Source organism: Nocardioides sp. zg-1308 (genome assembly GCF_013155375.1).
Taxonomy (GTDB): domain Bacteria; phylum Actinomycetota; class Actinomycetes; order Propionibacteriales; family Nocardioidaceae; genus Nocardioides; species Nocardioides renjunii.
Genome location: NZ_JABJQY010000005.1, coordinates 187,409 through 202,001, shown reverse-complemented (window position 1 = coordinate 202,001; position 14,593 = coordinate 187,409). Strand labels below are relative to the sequence as shown.

The window sequence follows — 14,593 nt, the reverse complement described above, 5'->3', positions numbered from 1 at the left end:
CATGAGGATCCTCACTGTCCGCAGCGCCCTCCCGCCCCACGCGCACCCCCAGGCCGAGATCACCGAGGCGTTCTCGCACGTGATCTCCGAGCGCAGCCTCGACCACGCCCTGCTGCGGCGCTTCCACGCCAACGCCGGCGTCGAGCGGCGGCACACGGTGCTGCCCCTCGAGGACTACGCCGGCCTGCGCGACTTCGGGCACGCCAACGACCTGTTCATCGAGCACGCCGTCGAGCTGGGCTCGCGGGCGCTCGCCGACGCCCTGAAGGCCGCGGACCTCACGCCCTCCGACGTGGACCTCGTCATCACCGCCACCGTCACCGGTCTGGCCGTGCCGTCGCTCGACGCGCGGATCGCGGCGCAGCTCGGCATGCGCGAGGACGTGCGCCGCATGCCGCTGGTGGGTCTGGGCTGCGTGGCCGGCGCGGCGGGCGTCGCCCGGCTGCACGACTACCTCCTCGGCCACCCCGACCACACCGCGGTCCTCGTGGCCGTCGAGCTGTGCTCGCTGACCCTGCAGCGCGACGACGTCTCGGTGCCCAACCTGGTGGCCAGCGGTCTCTTCGGCGACGGCGCCGCAGCCGTGGTCGCCACGGGGCCGGCCAGCGGCAAGGCCCACGAGGGCGGCTCGGGCGGGCGGGTGCAGGTCCTCGACTCCCGCAGCCGGCTCTACCCCGACAGCGAGCGCACGATGGGCTTCGACGTGGCCGCGAGCGGCCTGCGGATCGTGCTCGACGCGGAGGTGCCCAGCCTCGTCGAGCGCTACGTCCGCGCCGACGTGGACGCCTTCCTCGCCGACCACGGCCTCACCCGCGACGACATCGGGTTCTGGGTGTGCCACCCGGGCGGGCCCAAGGTCATCGAGGCGCTGCAGACCGCGCTCGAGGTGCCGCGCGAGGCCGTGCAGCTGACCTGGGAGTCCCTGGCCCGCGTCGGCAACCTGTCGTCGGTCTCGGTGCTGCACGTCCTGGAGGACACGCTGGCCCAGCGCCCACCGGAGCCCGGCAGCCACGGTGTCCTCCTCGCCATGGGCCCCGGCTTCTGCTCCGAGATCGTGCTGCTGAGGGCCGACGCGTGACCACCCTGCTCGCCTTCACCGTCCTGGTCGCCCTCGTCGGGCTCGAGCGGATCGCCGAGCTCGTCGTGTCCACCCGCAACGCCGCCTGGAGCCGCGAGCGCGGCGGCGTGGAGACCGGCCTGGGCCACTTTCCCTTCATGGTGGTGCTGCACATCGGGCTGCTCGTCGGTGCGCTCGTCGAGGCGTGGGTACGACGCCCCGACGTCCCGTCGCTGCTCGCCTGGTGGATGCTCGCCCTGGTCCTCGCCTCCCAGGCCCTGCGGTGGTGGTGCATCGCCACCCTGGGGCGGCGCTGGAACACCCGGGTCATCGTCGTCCCGGGGCTCGCGCCGGTGCGGTCGGGGCCCTACCGCTTCCTCAGCCACCCCAACTACGTCGCCGTGGTCGTCGAGGGCGTCGCGCTCCCGCTGGTGCACGCCGCGTGGATCACGGCCGTCGTCTTCACCGTCCTCAACGCCGGGCTGCTCGCCGTACGCATCCGCGCGGAGGACGCCGCCCTCGCCACGCTCCCCCGCACCGCGCTGCCCCCCACGACGGAGACCGCCGGTGCATGACGTGGTGGTCGCCGGTGGCGGCCCGGTCGGGATGGCGGCGGCGCTGCACGCCCACCGTGCCGGGCTCGACGTCGTCGTGCACGAGCCGCGCACCGGTCCCATCGACAAGGCGTGCGGCGAGGGCCTGATGCCGGGCGCCGTCGCCGAGCTGGCCGACCTCGGGGTGCACCCGCACGGGCGGCCCATCTCCGGGATCCACTACCTCGACGGGACCGGTCCCGGGGCCACCGCCCGCTTCACCGCCGGCCCCGGCCGCGGCGTACGGCGCACGGTCCTGCACGACGCGCTCGCCGCGGAGGTCGCGGCGCGCGGCATCGAGGTGCACCCCCACCCCGTCCAGTCCGTCGAGGACGCGGGCGACCACCTCCTCGTGGACGGGCGTCCCACCCGCTACCTCGTCGCCGCCGACGGCCTCCACTCGCCGGTGCGCCGGCTGGTCGGCCTCGACGCCACCGCGTCGGGACGCCGCCGCTTCGGGCTGCGCTGCCACGTCCGGCAGGCGCCCTGGACCCCCTACGTCGAGGTCCACTGGTCCCACCGCGCGGAGGCCTACGTCACGCCCGTGGACGACGACCTCGTCGGCGTGGCCGTCCTCGGTGACGCCGGCGCGCGGTTCGAGGACCTGCTGTCCGACTTCCCGCTGCTGCAGGAGCGCCTCACCGGTCCCAGCACGCGCGTCATGGGCGCCGGTCCCCTGCGCCAGCGGGTGAGCGCGAGGTCGCGCGGGCGCGTGCTGCTGGTCGGCGACGCGGCGGGCTACGTCGACGCCCTCACCGGCGAGGGCATCGCGCTCGGCCTCGGCCAGGCGCGGGCCGCGGTGGCGTGCGTGGCGGCCGGACGCCCCGACCGCTACGACCCGTGGGCGCGCCGGCTCGGGAGGCGCCACGAGCTGCTCACCCACCTGCTGCTCCGGGCCACCGCCCACCCACCCGTCCGCCGTCGGCTCGTGCCCGCGGCGACCCGGCTGCCCTGGCTCTTCGGGGCCGCCGTCAACCAGCTCGCCCGACCCGTGGGGAGGCCCGCATGACCGACACCGTCCAGCGCACGCCCGAGCTCGTCGTCCTCCTCGACGAGGACGGCGGCGCCGTCGGCACCGCCGACAAGTCGCAGGTCCACCACGCCGGCACACCGCTCCACCTGGCGTTCAGCTGCTACCTGTTCGACGAGGCCGGCAACGTCCTCGTCACCCAGCGCGCCCTCGCCAAGCGGACCTTCCCCGGCGTGTGGACCAACAGCTGCTGCGGGCACCCCGCCCCCGGCGAGTCCCTGCCCGACGCCGTACGCCGCCGGGTGCAGCAGGAGCTCGGCACGGGCGTGCGCGACCTCACGCTCGTGCTGCCCCGCTTCCGCTACACGGCCGAGCAGGAGGGGGTCGTGGAGAACGAGATGTGCCCCGTCTTCGTGGCCGTCGCCGACGGACCGGTCACCCGTGACCCCGACGAGGTCGAGGCGACGACGTGGGAGCCGTGGCCGGAGTTCCGCGCCGCCGTCCTCGACGGCAGCCGGACGGTCTCCGCGTGGTGCCGCGAGCAGGTCCGGCAGCTGCCGGAGGACCCCCTCGGCGCTCCGGCGGCACCCACGTCCGACCTCCCCGCCGCCGCCCGGGGCTGAAGCCGGGCGGTTCGGCTGCGCCGCCTTGGTGGGTGTGAAACGCTGGGGCCGGTGCCTGGAGACGACGGGTTGCCCAGCACTCGCGTTGAGGACGGTCCGTTGCCCGAGGTCGGTGCCGCGTCCCCCGACGCACCCCAGCCGCAGGAACGCGCCTCCTCGGCCTCGTCGTTGATGCTGGGGCCCGAGAGCGACCGCGTGGCGTGGCGGCTGGCCGTGGACGCCGCCGGCGTCGGCGCGTTCGTGTGGGACCTCGTCACCGGCGAGCTCCGGTGGGACGGGCGCCTGCTCGAGCTCTTCGGCCTCGACGAGGAGTCCTTCGGCGGGACCATCGAGACGTTCAACCGCTGCGTCCACCCCGACGACCTGCCCCGCGTGAGCGCCGCCCTCACGCGCGCGATCGAGTCGTGCGGGGACTACGACGCCGAGTACCGCGTCGTCCTCCCCAGCGGCTGCGTGCGCTGGCTGGAGGCGAGGGGCCGGGCGCTCCCCGACCCCGCCGGTGGCCCCGAGGGTCCCGCCGCCCTGCTCGTGGGCGCCGCCTACGACACCACCGAGGTCCGCGACGGCGAGGCCCGCGTCGGCCGTGTGCTCGAGTCGATGTCGTCGGCCTTCCTCCAGCTCGACGTGGACTGGCGCTTCACCTACGTCAACACCGAGGCGGAGCGGCTGCTCGGCTCGCCCCGGACGGACCTGCTCGGCGAGAGCCTCTGGGAGACGTTCCCCGCGGCCCTCGGCAGCGAGTTCGAGGAGCGCTACCGCGGCGCCGTCGCATCCGGCCGACCGGTCTCCTTCGAGGCGTTCTACCCGCCGCCGCTCGACGCGTGGTACGAGGTGCGCGCCTGGCCCTCGCCCGAGGGGCTGGCTGTCTACTTCGTCGACATCACCGCCCGCCGCGAGGCCCAGGAGGCCCTGGACCGCGCGGCCCGCCGCCTGGCGCTGCTGGCGTCGGTGTCGGAGGCGCTGACGAGCACCCTCGACCCGGCGGAGGGGGTCAGCAGGCTGGCCGAGCACCTCGTCCCCGAGCTGGCGGACTGGTGCCTCGTCACCCTCGTCGAGGACCCGCACACCTCCGACTGGCGACGCGGCCTGCGCGACGTCGGCTGGGCGCACGCCGACCCCGCCGCGGCCGAGGCCGTGCGCGAGTACGCCTCGCTCCGGCTCGGCGCGATGACCGACGAGTCCTACCTCGCCCGGGCGATCCGGGAGACCACGCCGGTGCTGATGGAGTCGGACGCCGCCGCCCTCGTGGCGGCCGTGCTCGTCCCCGGTCGCGCGCGCGACCGGCTGGCCGAGCTCGCTCCCGTGTCGGCCGTGGTGGTGCCGCTGCGGGCGCGCGGTCGTACGGTCGGCGTGGTCACCGTCTTCCGCGGCGCCGCACGCCGCCGGTTCGGGCGCGACGACGTCGTCCTGCTGCAGGACATCGGGTCTCGCGCCGCGCTCGCCCTCGACAACGCCCGGCTCTACGCCGGGCAGCGCGACGTGGCCGAGGCGCTGCAGCGCAGCATGCTCACGGACCCGCCGCAGCCCGAGCACCTGCAGATCGTGGCGCGCTACGCCCCGGCCGGCGAGGTGGCCCGGATCGGTGGCGACTGGTACGACGCGTTCCTGCAGCCGGCCTCGACCGGGGTGCCGGACGTGGTCGTGGTGGTGGGCGACGTGGCCGGGCACGACGTCGAGGCGGCGGCCGCGATGGGCCAGGTGCGGGGGCTGCTGCGCGGCATCGCCGTGCACAGCGGTGACGCGCCGGCCGCGATCCTGTCGGGCGTGGACTCCGTGATGGAGTCCCTGCAGCTCGGCGCGACGGCCACCGCGGTCGTGGCGCGCCTCGAGCACGCCGCGCCGGGCGAGGGCCCGGACGACGACGTCCTGACGGTCCGCTGGGCGCACGCCGGCCACCCGCCCGCCCTGCTCCTGCACGGCGACGGCAGCGTGTCCCGCCTCGCCGACGAGCGCGACAACGACCTGCTCCTCGGCCTGGACCCGGCCACCTCACGCGTCGAGCGCGTCACGACGCTCGAGCGCGGGGCGACGCTGGTGTTCTACACCGACGGGCTCGTCGAGCGGCGTGACCGCGACATCGACGTGGGCATCGAGCTCCTCGCGGAGCTGTTGCGCGACACCGCCTCCGACGGGCTGCCCGCCGACGACCTCTGCGACCGGCTGCTGGCCGGCATGATCGACGACCGGCCCGAGGACGACGTGGCGCTGCTCGTGGTCAGGCGCGTCGCTCAGGTGTTGTAGCGCAGCAGGGAGATGACCCCGAAGATCACCGCGATGAGCACGAGGAGGCCGAGCACCGCCAGCAGCGGCGTCACCTTGGGCCGCGGCCCCGGTGCGTTGAGGGGCTGGTTGGTGGTCGGGCGCTCGCGATCGTCCATGCCGCGTCGTACCCCTCAGGGCCACGCGCATGCGATCCCCGGCGACCGGTGGAGCGGCCGGCACCGACCGGTGTAGGTTTCCCTGCCTCGGGCGTCCACCACCCGGGTCCACCTTGACTCGTTCGAACAGGTGTTCGAAGATGGATGCATGCCGTCCAGCCGCTCCGTCGTCGCGCTCGACCCGGCGCGGTCGGTGGTCGAGCAGCTGCGCGAGCGGGTGGCGGCCATGGAGCACAAGCCTGCCGCGCAGCCCGTCGCGACCCTGCCCGGTCTCGCCTCGCTGGTCCCCCTGCACGCCGGTGCGACCTACGCGGTCGACTCCGCGTCCCTGGCGCTCGCGCTCGCCGCCGGTGCCTCGCAGGCCGGGGAGTGGGTCGGCTTCGCCGGCTGCGCCGACTTCGGGGTCGAGGCGGCGGCCGAGCTCGGCATCGAGCTCTCCCGCACCGTGCTCGTGCCCGACCCGGGTGAGCACTGGCTGGAGGTCACCGCGGCGCTGGTCGACGTGCTGCGGGTCGTGGTGCTGCGGCCCCCGGCCTCGGTGGACGAGCGGACCGCGTCGGTCCTCGACTCGCGCCTGCGCACCCGCTCGGCGGTGCTCGTGGTGCACGGCCAGTGGCCCCGCGCCGACGCCCGGGTCAGCGTCGAGGAGTCGGTGTGGACCGGGCCCGGGTCCGGCGCCGGCCACCTGCAGGAGCGCCGCGCGCGCGTCGTCGTGCGCCGGGGGGCACGGCCGCCTCAGCGCGCCGAGCTCACCTGGCCCGGCGTGCACCGCGTCGACCAGCCGGTCCGCGGCCTCCGGACCACGCCCAATTCCGACGATGTCAGGGTGCGGGTCGGGTGAGGACGATGGTCGTGTGGTGCCCCGACTGGTCCGTGGTCGCGGCCCTCGACGAGGCGGAGCGGTCACCGCGCTCCCCCGCCGCGGTGCTGTCCGCCAACGTCGTCGAGGTCTGCAACGGTCCCGCCAGGTCCGAGGGCGTGCGCCGGGGGCAGCGCCGTCGCGACGCGCAGGCCCGCTGCCCCGAGCTCCTGCTGCTGCCCGCCAACCCCGACCGCGACGCCCGGGCGTTCGAGCCCGTGCTGGCCACGGTCGAGGACCTGCGCCCCGGGGTGGCCGCGCTGCGGCCCGGCCTGCTCGCCGTGCGCGCCCCCGGCAGCTGGTACGGCAGCGAGGCCGAGGCCGCCGCGACCGTCTGCCAGGCCCTGGTCGAGGCCGGCGTGTGGGACGTCCGCGTCGGGATCGCCGACGACCTGTTCACCGCCGAGCAGGCCGCACGCACCGCCGACGTGCAGTCCTGGGAGGTCGTCGTGGCCGGAGGGTCGGCGGCCTTCCTGCGACGGCTGCCGGTGCAGGTCCTGCAGGACGACGGCCCCCAGGGACGCGAGCTGGTCAGCCTGCTGCAGCGGCTCGGCCTCCGCTCCCTGGGCGACCTCGCCGACCTGCCCGGCGACGCCGTCGAGCACCGCCTGGGCACCTACGGCGCCACCGTCCGGCGTCGGGCCCGCGGCGACGACCCGGCCCTGTTCTCGGCCCGCACGCCGCCACCCGAGCTCGACGCCGAGGTCGCCTTCGAGCCGCCGCTCGACTCGGTCGAGGCGATCACCTTCAGCGTGCGCACCACGGCCGAGCGGTTCGTCTCGCAGCTGGCGCACCACCAGCTGGTCGCCACGGGCGTGCGTGTGGAGGCGGAGTCCGAGGGCGCCGTCTGCTCGTCGCGCACCTGGCTCCACCCTCGCCACTTCGGCGCTCGCGACCTCGTCGACCGGGTCCACTGGCAGCTGCAGTCCTCGACCGTCGGGGGTTCGCTGCGCGCCCGCAAGGACTCCGGCCGGGTGCGCGCTCCCATCGACCGGGTGCGGTTCGTGCCCGACGTCGTCGAGCCGGCCGCCGCCCACGGCGAGGCCCTGTGGGGAGCCGCCTCCGACGACCTCGTCGAGCGCGGGGTGGCGCGGGTCCAGGGGATGGTCGGCTTCGACGCCGTACGACGCCCCGTGCTGCAGGGCGGCCGCAGTCCCGCCGCCCGCCAGGCGCTGGTGCCGTGGGGCGAGCGCGCGGTCGACCTGCGCCCGGTCGACCGGCCCTGGCCCGGCCGGGTGCCGGGGCCGGCGCCGGTGCGGGTCTTCGCGACGCCGCCCGCGGCGGAGGTCGTCGATGACGCCGGACGCGACGTCTTCGTCACAGACCGCGGCGTCGTCACCGGGGAGCCGCGCCGGTTCCGGGTGGGCGGCGGGGTGCTGCCCTGGCAGCCGGTGACGGCGTGGGCCGGGCCGTGGCCGACCGACGAGGGCTGGTGGTCGGGCGGGGCAGGTCTCACGTCCCGGTTCCAGGTCGTGGGCGCCGACCGGAGGGCCTGGCTGCTGGTGCGCGCGCCCGAGGGCTGGTCGCTGGAGGCCGGCTATGACTGAGCCGCTGGGGCAGGGGCGGCGCTGATGGGGTGGAACAACCCCGCCATGCGCTGGAAGGAGCTCGAGCGCCGGCTCAGCGGGCTGCCCGGTGCCGACGACGCGCCGGTGTCACGGCGCAAGCGGGCTCCCGGCACGCCGCCGTCCATCGACCGCCCCGTCGAGGCGACGCCCTACGCCGAGCTCCACTGCCACAGCCACTTCAGCTTCCTCGACGGCGCCAGCTCCCCGGCCGAGCTGGTGGAGGAGGCCGTGCGCCTCGGGCTGCGGGGGCTCGCGGTCACCGACCACGACGGCTTCTACGGCGCGCCGATGCTGGCCGAGGCGGCGGTGGCCTACGACCTGCCCACCGTCTTCGGCGCCGAGCTGTCGCTCGGCCTCACCGGCCCCCAGAACGGGGTGCCCGACCCGGAGGGCAGCCACCTGCTGGTGCTCGCCCGAGGGGTCGAGGGCTACCACCGGCTCGCCGCGGCGATGACCGACGCCCACCTCCGCGGTGACGAGAAGGGGCGGCCGGTCTACGACCTCGACGAGCTGGGCGAGCGGGGCCGCGGGCACTGGGTGGTGCTGACGGGCTGCCGCAAGGGCGCGGTCCAGCAGGCGCTGGCGCGCGGGGGCGAGGCGGCTGCCGCGGAGGAGCTCGACCGGCTGACGGCGCGGTTCGGGCTCGAGCACGTCCTCGTCGAGCTGTCACCGCGCCCGGGCGCCGACGCCACCAACGCGGCACTCGCGCGGCTGGCCGCGGTCCACGGCCTCGACGTCGTCGCGGCCGGCAACGTCCACCACGCCACGCCCCGGGGGCACCGGCTGGCCTCGGCCATGGCGGCCGTCCGTGCGCGCCGCAGCCTCGCCGACCTCGACGGCTGGATGGACCTGTCCGGCTCGGCCCACCTGCGCAGCGGCGCCGAGACGGCCGCCGCGCTGGCGGCGTACCCGACCGCCGTCGCCCGCAGCGTCTCGCTCGCCGAGGAGCTCGCCTTCGACCTCCGCAAGGCGTCCCCCGCGCTGCCCAAGCGCCAGATCCCCCCGGGCCAGACCGCAGACTCGTGGCTGCGCACCCTCGCCGAGCGAGGCTTCGCCGAGCGCTACTCCGGCGTCCCCCACGAGGCCGAGGCGCGCGAGCGGCTCGAGCACGAGCTGCGGATCATCGCCGAGAAGGACTTCGCCGGCTACTTCGTCATCGTCCACGACATCGTCGCCTTCGCGCGGGGGTGCGGCATCCTCTGCCAGGGCCGGGGCTCCGCCGCGGCGTCCGCGGTCTGCTACGCCCTCGGCATCACCGCCGTCGACGCCGTCTTCTACCGGCTCCCCTTCGAGCGCTTCATCTCCGCCCACCGCGACGAGGAGCCCGACATCGACGTCGACTTCGACTCCGACCGGCGCGAGGAGGTCATCCAGTGGGTCTACGACACCTACGGGCGGCGCAACGCGGCGCAGGTCGCCAACGTCATCGGCTACCGGCCGCGGATGGCGGTGCGCGACGCCGCGAAGGCGCTCGGCTACTCCCCCGGGCAGCAGGACGCCTGGTCCAAGCAGATCGACGGCTGGACGTCGGTGGTGGCCGGCGACATGGGCGACGCGACCGCGCACGACGTCCCGCCGGCGGTCGTGGCCCTCGCCGAGGAGATGCTGGGCGCGCCCCGCCACCTCGGCATCCACTCCGGCGGGATGGTGCTCACCGAGCGGCCCATCGGCGAGGTGTGCCCGATCGAGCGGGCCCGGATGGACCGGCGCACCGTGCTGCAGTGGGACAAGGACGCCTGCGAGTCGATGGGCCTGGTCAAGTTCGACCTGCTGGGCCTCGGCATGCTCGGCGCCCTCGACCACATGATGCGGCTGGTCGCCGACCACCTCGGCGAGCGGTGGGACCTCGCGACGATGCCCAAGGAGGAGCCGGCGGTCTACGACATGCTCTGCCGCGCCGACTCCATCGGGGTGTTCCAGGTGGAGAGCCGGGCCCAGATCGGGACGCTGCCGCGGTTGCGGCCGCGGGAGTTCTACGACCTGGCGATCGAGATCGCGCTGATCCGGCCGGGACCGATCCAGGGCGGCGCGGTGCACCCCTACGTCCGCCGGGCGACCGGCCAGGAGCCGGTCACCTACGACCACCCCGAGCTGGTGCCGGTGCTCGAGCGCACCAGGGGGGTGCCGCTGTTCCAGGAGCAGCTGATGGCCATGGCGGTGACCCTCGGCGACTGCAGCCGCGACGACGCCGACCTGCTGCGCCGCGCGATGGGGTCCAAGCGCGGGGTCGAGCGCATCGAGTCGGTCAAGCAGAAGCTCTACGCCGGGATGGAGCGACGCGGCATCACCGGCGAGCTGGCCGACTCGATCTACGTGAAGATCCTGTCCTTCGCCAACTTCGGCTTCGCCGAGTCGCACGCCCTGTCGTTCGCCCTGCTGGTCTACGCCTCCTCCTGGTTCAAGCTGCACTACCCCGCCGCGTTCCTCGCCGGCCTGCTGCGCAACCAGCCGATGGGCTTCTACTCCCCCCAGTCGCTGGTGGGCGACGCGCGCCGCCACGGGGTCGACGTACGCCGTCCCGACATCACCCGGTCCGCCGCGCAGGCCGAGCTGGAGGGCGTCGTCACCGGTCCGGTCGCCGCCACCGGGCCCGACGGGTGCTGCCGTCCCCGGTTCGAGCGCACCGAGTGGGTGCCGGGCACCCCCGACCCGGTCCCCGCCCACCGCCGCGACGGGGCTCTCGCCGTGCGGCTCGGGCTCGACTCCGTGCGCGGTGTCGGGCTGGAGGTGGCGCGCCGCATCGTCGCGGCCCGTGAGGAGGCGCCCTTCACGGGCGTCCCCGACCTGTCCCGGCGCGCCGGCCTCACCTCGGCGCAGCTGGAGGCGCTGGCCACCGCCGGCGCCTTCGACGCCTGGGGGATGGACCGCCGCGAGGCGCTGTGGGCGGCCGGCTTCGCCGAGGGCGCCGACCACCTGCCCGGCACGACACCGGCGCCCGCCGCGCCGACCCTGCCCGGCATGAGCGAGCCCGAGATCACCCTCGCCGACCTGTGGGCGACCGGGGTCTCCCCCGCCCGTCATCCCGTCGAGCACCTGCGCGAGGAGCTCCGCCGCGCCGGGGTCCGCTCGATCGCCGAGCTGGAGACCACCGAGGGCGGCCGGCGCGTCCACGTCGGCGGGCTCGTCACCCACCGCCAGCGCCCCGGCACGGCGATGGGCGTCACCTTCCTCAACCTCGAGGACGAGACCGGCATGCTCAACGTGGTGTGCTCGGTGGGCGTGATGAAGGCGCACCGGCAGGCCGCGCGCAACCGGGTCGCGGTGGTCGTCCGGGGCCGCCTCGAGCGCAACGAGGGCGTCACCAACCTCGTCGCCGACCGGGTCGAGCCGATCGACGTGGTCGTCCCGGGCGCCGGCGCCGTGCTGCAGGCACGGGCGTCGTCCCGCGACTTCCGGTGACTCAGGCGGACGGACCCTCGCCGCTCGCGTCGGCGGCGCCCTGCCCGCTGGGTGCGGGTCGCCGACGCCAGGGCAGGCTGCCCTCGAGCTCGACCTCCAGCGAGAAGCTGAGGAAGGTCCGGACGATGACGATGAGTCCCAGGGCGAGCGCGCTGTCGAGCGTGGCGTCGACGGTGATGGTCAGCACGATGTCCGCGATGATGAGGAGCTCGAGGCCGAGGAGGATCGCGCGACCGACGCTCCGCCGGGCCGTCTCGTAGGCGGTCGCCGCGCCGTCGCGTCGGGCCACCAGGGCCGCGTGGACGAAGGCCGCGAGGGCCCCGATCACGAGGACGGCCACGCCGGCGAGCTCGAAGCCGTGGACCACCAGCTCCATCAGTCGGTCGAAACGCTCGTCGCTGGTCACCCGCCCACCCTCGCACCAGCTATGCCTGCCACACCACCCGCGGCGACCGGTGCCGCGCGGCGCGCCGCCCGGTTAGTGTGATCGCCATGTCGGGTCATCGGGTCGAGGCGTCGCGCGTGGTCCAGGTCGAACCGGGTGTCGCCTTCGAGCGGCTGATGGACGCGCCGCTGACGGACGTGTTCGCCCGGCGCTACGCGGCCCTGCCGGCCGTGGCCGAGGTGGTCGACCAGCCGGACGGCTGGGGCGTCGTCGGCCAGACCCGCACGATCGTGCTCGCCGACGGCGGTCGGCTGCGCGAGACCCTGACCGACGTCGACCGGCCGCACAGCTTCGCCTACCGGCTCGACGGGATCGAGGGGCCGCTGCGGCACTTCGTCCGCACCATCGACGGGCTCTGGACGGTCGCGCCGCACGACGGCGGCGCTCGCGTCACCTGGGCCTGGACGTTCTACCCGAAGGCCTCGCCGGCCCGGCTGACCACGAACGTCATCGGCCGGATGTGGATGGGGTACGCCGACCGCGCCCTGACGGAGCTCGACACCATCCTGACGCGGGTCTGACGCCGGCCCGACCACCTGACGCGCGCACCGGCTGCGGCCGGCGACGTAGGCTCTCGGCATGGAGCTGATCCTGCTGCTGGTGGTCCTGGCCGTGGTGGGTGCCGGCGCGGTCGTCCTGGCACGACGCAGCAAGGCGCAGGAGCTCCAGCGGCGTGAGGACGAGCTCGCCCCGGTGAGAAAGCTGGCCTTCGAGGACATCACCGCGTTCGGTGTCGACCTCCAGGACCTCGACCTCGAGCTGAGCGGTCAGCAGCTCGACGCCGGCGCCAACGCCGACTACCAGCGGGCGCTCGACACCTACGAGTCGGCCAAGACCGCCGGCGACTCCATCACCGAGCCGGGCGACATCCGGCACGTCACCTCGATCGTCGAGGACGGCCGCTACGCCATCGCGTGCGTGCGCGCCCGGGTCGAGGGGCGGCCGCTCCCCGCCCGTCGGCCGCCGTGCTTCTTCGACCCGCGCCACGGGCCCTCCGTCGCCGACGTCCTCTTCGTCCCGCCCGACGGCGTCGAGCGGGACGTGCCCGCGTGCGCCCTCGACGTCGAACGCGTCAACGCCGGCGCCGAGCCGGACGTCCGCAAGGTCATGGTCGGCGCGCAGCGCGTCCCCTACTGGCAGGGCGGTCGCGCCTACGAGCCCTACGCCGCGGGCTACTTCGGCGCCTTCGGACCCATGACGTGGATGTTCATGGGCGGGATGATGTTCGGCGACCTCGGTGGCGGCTACGACAGCGGCGACGGGGGCGGCGGTGACGGCGGATCCGACGGTGGCGACGGCGGTGGCGGTGACGGCGGGGGATACGACGGGGGCGGCGACGGCGGCGGGTTCGACTTCGGCGGCTTCTGAGCGCCCACCCCCGTCCGGCACCGGACGAGGAGACGCGGCAGGCCCTGACCGGCGTCTCCGCTGGTCAGGGCCTGTGTGGCGTCGGTGGGCGATACTGGGTTCGAACCAGTGACCTCTTCGGTGTGAACGAAGCGCGCTACCACTGCGCCAATCGCCCGAGTCCGCGGGAACGATATCCCATGGTCCGCCCGGACCGGCAATCGGGTCAGCCCCGGTCGGCCCGCGCCGTCTCCACGTCGCGGTCCAGCTCGGCGACCGCCTCCGGCTTGCCGTGGAAGCGCCGGTAGCTGTAGACGATGAGCGCCAGGGCGATGAAGGCCGAGGCGACCTGGGTGACGCCCGTCCAGATCCCTCCGGGGAGCCACCACGTGTCGGACAGGGGCCACCACTCCGGCGACGGGGGCTTGACGATCCACAGCACCCCGCAGGCGGCCAGCACCGCGGCGCCGAGGCACGAGGCGATGATCCGCGGCCACGTCTCGACGCTCTCGGCCGCGCCGCGCAGCGCGCGCAGCCGGACCGGCTCCACGCGGCGCTCGGCCCAGTCGTACTGCTGGGAGAGCAGCGCGAGGCCGGCGAAGATGCCGAGCAGCCCCGGACCCGGCAGGAAGATCGCAGCCACGCCGAGCACCAGCAACAGCCAGCCCAGCCCTTCGAGCACGATGCGCTTGCCTGCCCCCGCCATGGCTGCAACCTACAAGGCGGCTCCACACCATTTCCCTCGCGAAACAGCACGTAGCGTCAAGGACGTCACGAGTGAGGCTCAAGATCCGGTCTGGACCGGTGTTGACCATATTTTGCCGTTTCGCATCACGACCCCGGCCGGATGCCGTCTCATGAGCACCATGACCCCCCGGGACCCTTCCCGGGAAACCCCAAGGAGTCTCGATGAACATGTCCGGTAGCGGGCACACCCTGTCCGACGTGGCGTTGGACATCACCGTCGAGTGCATGGACGACCGCGGCATCCGCCACGAGATCGACACCGTCCTGGGATACCGCAGCTCCGACCCGTTCGCGGTCGCGATGACCTTCGTCACCGGCGAGGGCAACCTCGTGTGGACGTTCGGTCGCGACCTGCTCATGCGGGGCACCGAGACGCCCACCGGTGACGGCGACGTCCACGTCTCCCCCGCCATCGGCCTCAGCGGCCGTGCCATGGTCAGCATCGAGCTCAGCTCGCCCGACGGCCACCTGGTGCTGCTCGCCCGCGCGTCCGACGTCGACGACTTCCTCGCCCGCACGGTCGCCATCGTGGCGCCCGGCGCCGAGTCGGACTTCTTCGACGCCGACCTGCTCATCAGCCAGGTCCTGGCGTCCTGACACCGGCCTC

General features: G+C 74.8%; 14 protein-coding genes and 1 tRNA gene. 11 read left to right on the top strand and 4 right to left on the bottom strand.

What is annotated here, in order from left to right; translation table 11 throughout:
* Position 1 precedes the first annotated feature (1 nt).
* From HN031_RS19535 to HN031_RS19515, 5 genes are all read left to right on the top strand, one after another.
* Positions 2–1,078 (top strand): type III polyketide synthase, encoded by a 1,077-nt coding sequence (locus tag HN031_RS19535; RefSeq protein ID WP_172274327.1) that lies wholly within the window; start codon positions 2–4, stop codon positions 1,076–1,078.
* Positions 1,075–1,632: an isoprenylcysteine carboxyl methyltransferase family protein gene (locus HN031_RS19530; protein ID WP_172274324.1), complete on the top strand. Its 558-nt coding sequence runs from the start codon at positions 1,075–1,077 to the stop codon at positions 1,630–1,632. The genes HN031_RS19535 and HN031_RS19530 overlap by 4 nt, the downstream gene beginning before the upstream one ends.
* The gene (locus tag HN031_RS19525; RefSeq protein ID WP_172274321.1) at positions 1,625–2,659 is read left to right on the top strand and encodes an FAD-dependent monooxygenase; all 1,035 of its coding nucleotides are present in this window, start codon (positions 1,625–1,627) and stop codon (positions 2,657–2,659) included. The genes HN031_RS19530 and HN031_RS19525 overlap by 8 nt, the downstream gene beginning before the upstream one ends.
* Positions 2,656–3,243, top strand: coding sequence for an isopentenyl-diphosphate Delta-isomerase (idi, locus tag HN031_RS19520; RefSeq protein WP_172274318.1), 588 nt, complete (start codon positions 2,656–2,658; stop codon positions 3,241–3,243). Before HN031_RS19525 ends, idi begins: the two co-directional genes overlap by 4 nt.
* Positions 3,244–3,342: 99 nt before the next feature.
* Positions 3,343–5,484: a SpoIIE family protein phosphatase gene (locus HN031_RS19515; RefSeq protein ID WP_216652636.1), complete on the top strand. Its 2,142-nt coding sequence runs from the start codon at positions 3,343–3,345 to the stop codon at positions 5,482–5,484.
* On the opposite strand, the gene HN031_RS19510 is transcribed toward HN031_RS19515, so the two are convergent.
* The gene (locus HN031_RS19510; protein WP_172274315.1) at positions 5,472–5,621 is read right to left on the bottom strand and encodes a hypothetical protein; all 150 of its coding nucleotides are present in this window, start codon (positions 5,619–5,621) and stop codon (positions 5,472–5,474) included. The genes HN031_RS19515 and HN031_RS19510 overlap by 13 nt on opposite strands.
* 148 nt (positions 5,622–5,769) lie before the next feature.
* Here HN031_RS19510 and HN031_RS19505 point away from each other — a divergent pair, with 148 nt between their 5' ends.
* The 3 genes from HN031_RS19505 to HN031_RS19495 are packed head-to-tail and all read left to right on the top strand — an operon-like array spanning position 5,770 to position 11,447.
* Positions 5,770–6,462 (top strand): hypothetical protein, encoded by a 693-nt coding sequence (locus HN031_RS19505; RefSeq protein ID WP_172274312.1) that lies wholly within the window; start codon positions 5,770–5,772, stop codon positions 6,460–6,462.
* A 5-nt stretch (positions 6,463–6,467) separates the two neighbouring features.
* On the top strand, positions 6,468–8,027 hold the full coding sequence (locus HN031_RS19500) for a DNA polymerase Y family protein (RefSeq protein WP_216652697.1): 1,560 nt from the start codon (positions 6,468–6,470) through the stop codon (positions 8,025–8,027).
* Between the two features lie 24 nt (positions 8,028–8,051).
* Positions 8,052–11,447 (top strand): error-prone DNA polymerase, encoded by a 3,396-nt coding sequence (locus HN031_RS19495; RefSeq protein ID WP_172274306.1) that lies wholly within the window; start codon positions 8,052–8,054, stop codon positions 11,445–11,447.
* A 1-nt stretch (position 11,448) separates the two neighbouring features.
* Here the strand turns inward: HN031_RS19495 and HN031_RS19490 are convergent, their stop codons facing one another.
* Complete coding sequence (locus tag HN031_RS19490) at positions 11,449–11,853, bottom strand: DUF1622 domain-containing protein (protein WP_216652635.1); 405 nt, start codon at positions 11,851–11,853, stop codon at positions 11,449–11,451.
* A gap of 86 nt (positions 11,854–11,939) precedes the next feature.
* Here HN031_RS19490 and HN031_RS19485 point away from each other — a divergent pair, with 86 nt between their 5' ends.
* Together HN031_RS19485 and HN031_RS19480 are read left to right on the top strand one after the other, a co-directional pair.
* Positions 11,940–12,413 carry an SRPBCC family protein gene (locus tag HN031_RS19485; RefSeq protein ID WP_301539564.1) on the top strand — a complete coding sequence of 158 codons (474 nt, stop codon included), beginning with the start codon at positions 11,940–11,942 and terminating at the stop codon, positions 12,411–12,413.
* A gap of 58 nt (positions 12,414–12,471) precedes the next feature.
* Positions 12,472–13,260: a hypothetical protein gene (locus HN031_RS19480; RefSeq protein WP_216652634.1), complete on the top strand. Its 789-nt coding sequence runs from the start codon at positions 12,472–12,474 to the stop codon at positions 13,258–13,260.
* A gap of 85 nt (positions 13,261–13,345) precedes the next feature.
* Here the strand turns inward: HN031_RS19480 and HN031_RS19475 are convergent.
* Positions 13,346–13,417, bottom strand: a tRNA-Val gene (locus HN031_RS19475).
* A gap of 48 nt (positions 13,418–13,465) precedes the next feature.
* Positions 13,466–13,945, bottom strand: a complete 480-nt coding sequence (locus HN031_RS19470; protein ID WP_172274300.1) for a PGPGW domain-containing protein — start codon at positions 13,943–13,945, stop codon at positions 13,466–13,468.
* Between the two features lie 203 nt (positions 13,946–14,148).
* On the opposite strand from HN031_RS19470, the gene HN031_RS19465 reads away from it, so the two are divergent.
* Positions 14,149–14,583, top strand: a complete 435-nt coding sequence (locus tag HN031_RS19465; RefSeq protein WP_172274297.1) for an SsgA family sporulation/cell division regulator — start codon at positions 14,149–14,151, stop codon at positions 14,581–14,583.
* Positions 14,584–14,593: the final 10 nt, after the last annotated feature.

What these genes read in the sequence shown, in the direction of transcription:
- HN031_RS19535 (WP_172274327.1), top strand. Translation starts at nt 2, where the DNA reads ATGAGGATCCTCACTGTCCGCAGCGCCCTCCCGCCCCACGCGCACCCC.
- idi (WP_172274318.1), top strand. Translation starts at nt 2,656, where the DNA reads ATGACCGACACCGTCCAGCGCACGCCCGAGCTCGTCGTCCTCCTCGAC.
- HN031_RS19510 (WP_172274315.1), bottom strand. Translation starts at nt 5,621, where the DNA reads ATGGACGATCGCGAGCGCCCGACCACCAACCAGCCCCTCAACGCACCG.
- HN031_RS19505 (WP_172274312.1), top strand. Translation starts at nt 5,770, where the DNA reads ATGCCGTCCAGCCGCTCCGTCGTCGCGCTCGACCCGGCGCGGTCGGTG.
- HN031_RS19500 (WP_216652697.1), top strand. Translation starts at nt 6,468, where the DNA reads ATGGTCGTGTGGTGCCCCGACTGGTCCGTGGTCGCGGCCCTCGACGAG.
- HN031_RS19495 (WP_172274306.1), top strand. Translation starts at nt 8,052, where the DNA reads ATGGGGTGGAACAACCCCGCCATGCGCTGGAAGGAGCTCGAGCGCCGG.
- HN031_RS19485 (WP_301539564.1), top strand. Translation starts at nt 11,940, where the DNA reads ATGTCGGGTCATCGGGTCGAGGCGTCGCGCGTGGTCCAGGTCGAACCG.
- HN031_RS19480 (WP_216652634.1), top strand. Translation starts at nt 12,472, where the DNA reads ATGGAGCTGATCCTGCTGCTGGTGGTCCTGGCCGTGGTGGGTGCCGGC.
- HN031_RS19470 (WP_172274300.1), bottom strand. Translation starts at nt 13,945, where the DNA reads ATGGCGGGGGCAGGCAAGCGCATCGTGCTCGAAGGGCTGGGCTGGCTG.
- HN031_RS19465 (WP_172274297.1), top strand. Translation starts at nt 14,149, where the DNA reads ATGAACATGTCCGGTAGCGGGCACACCCTGTCCGACGTGGCGTTGGAC.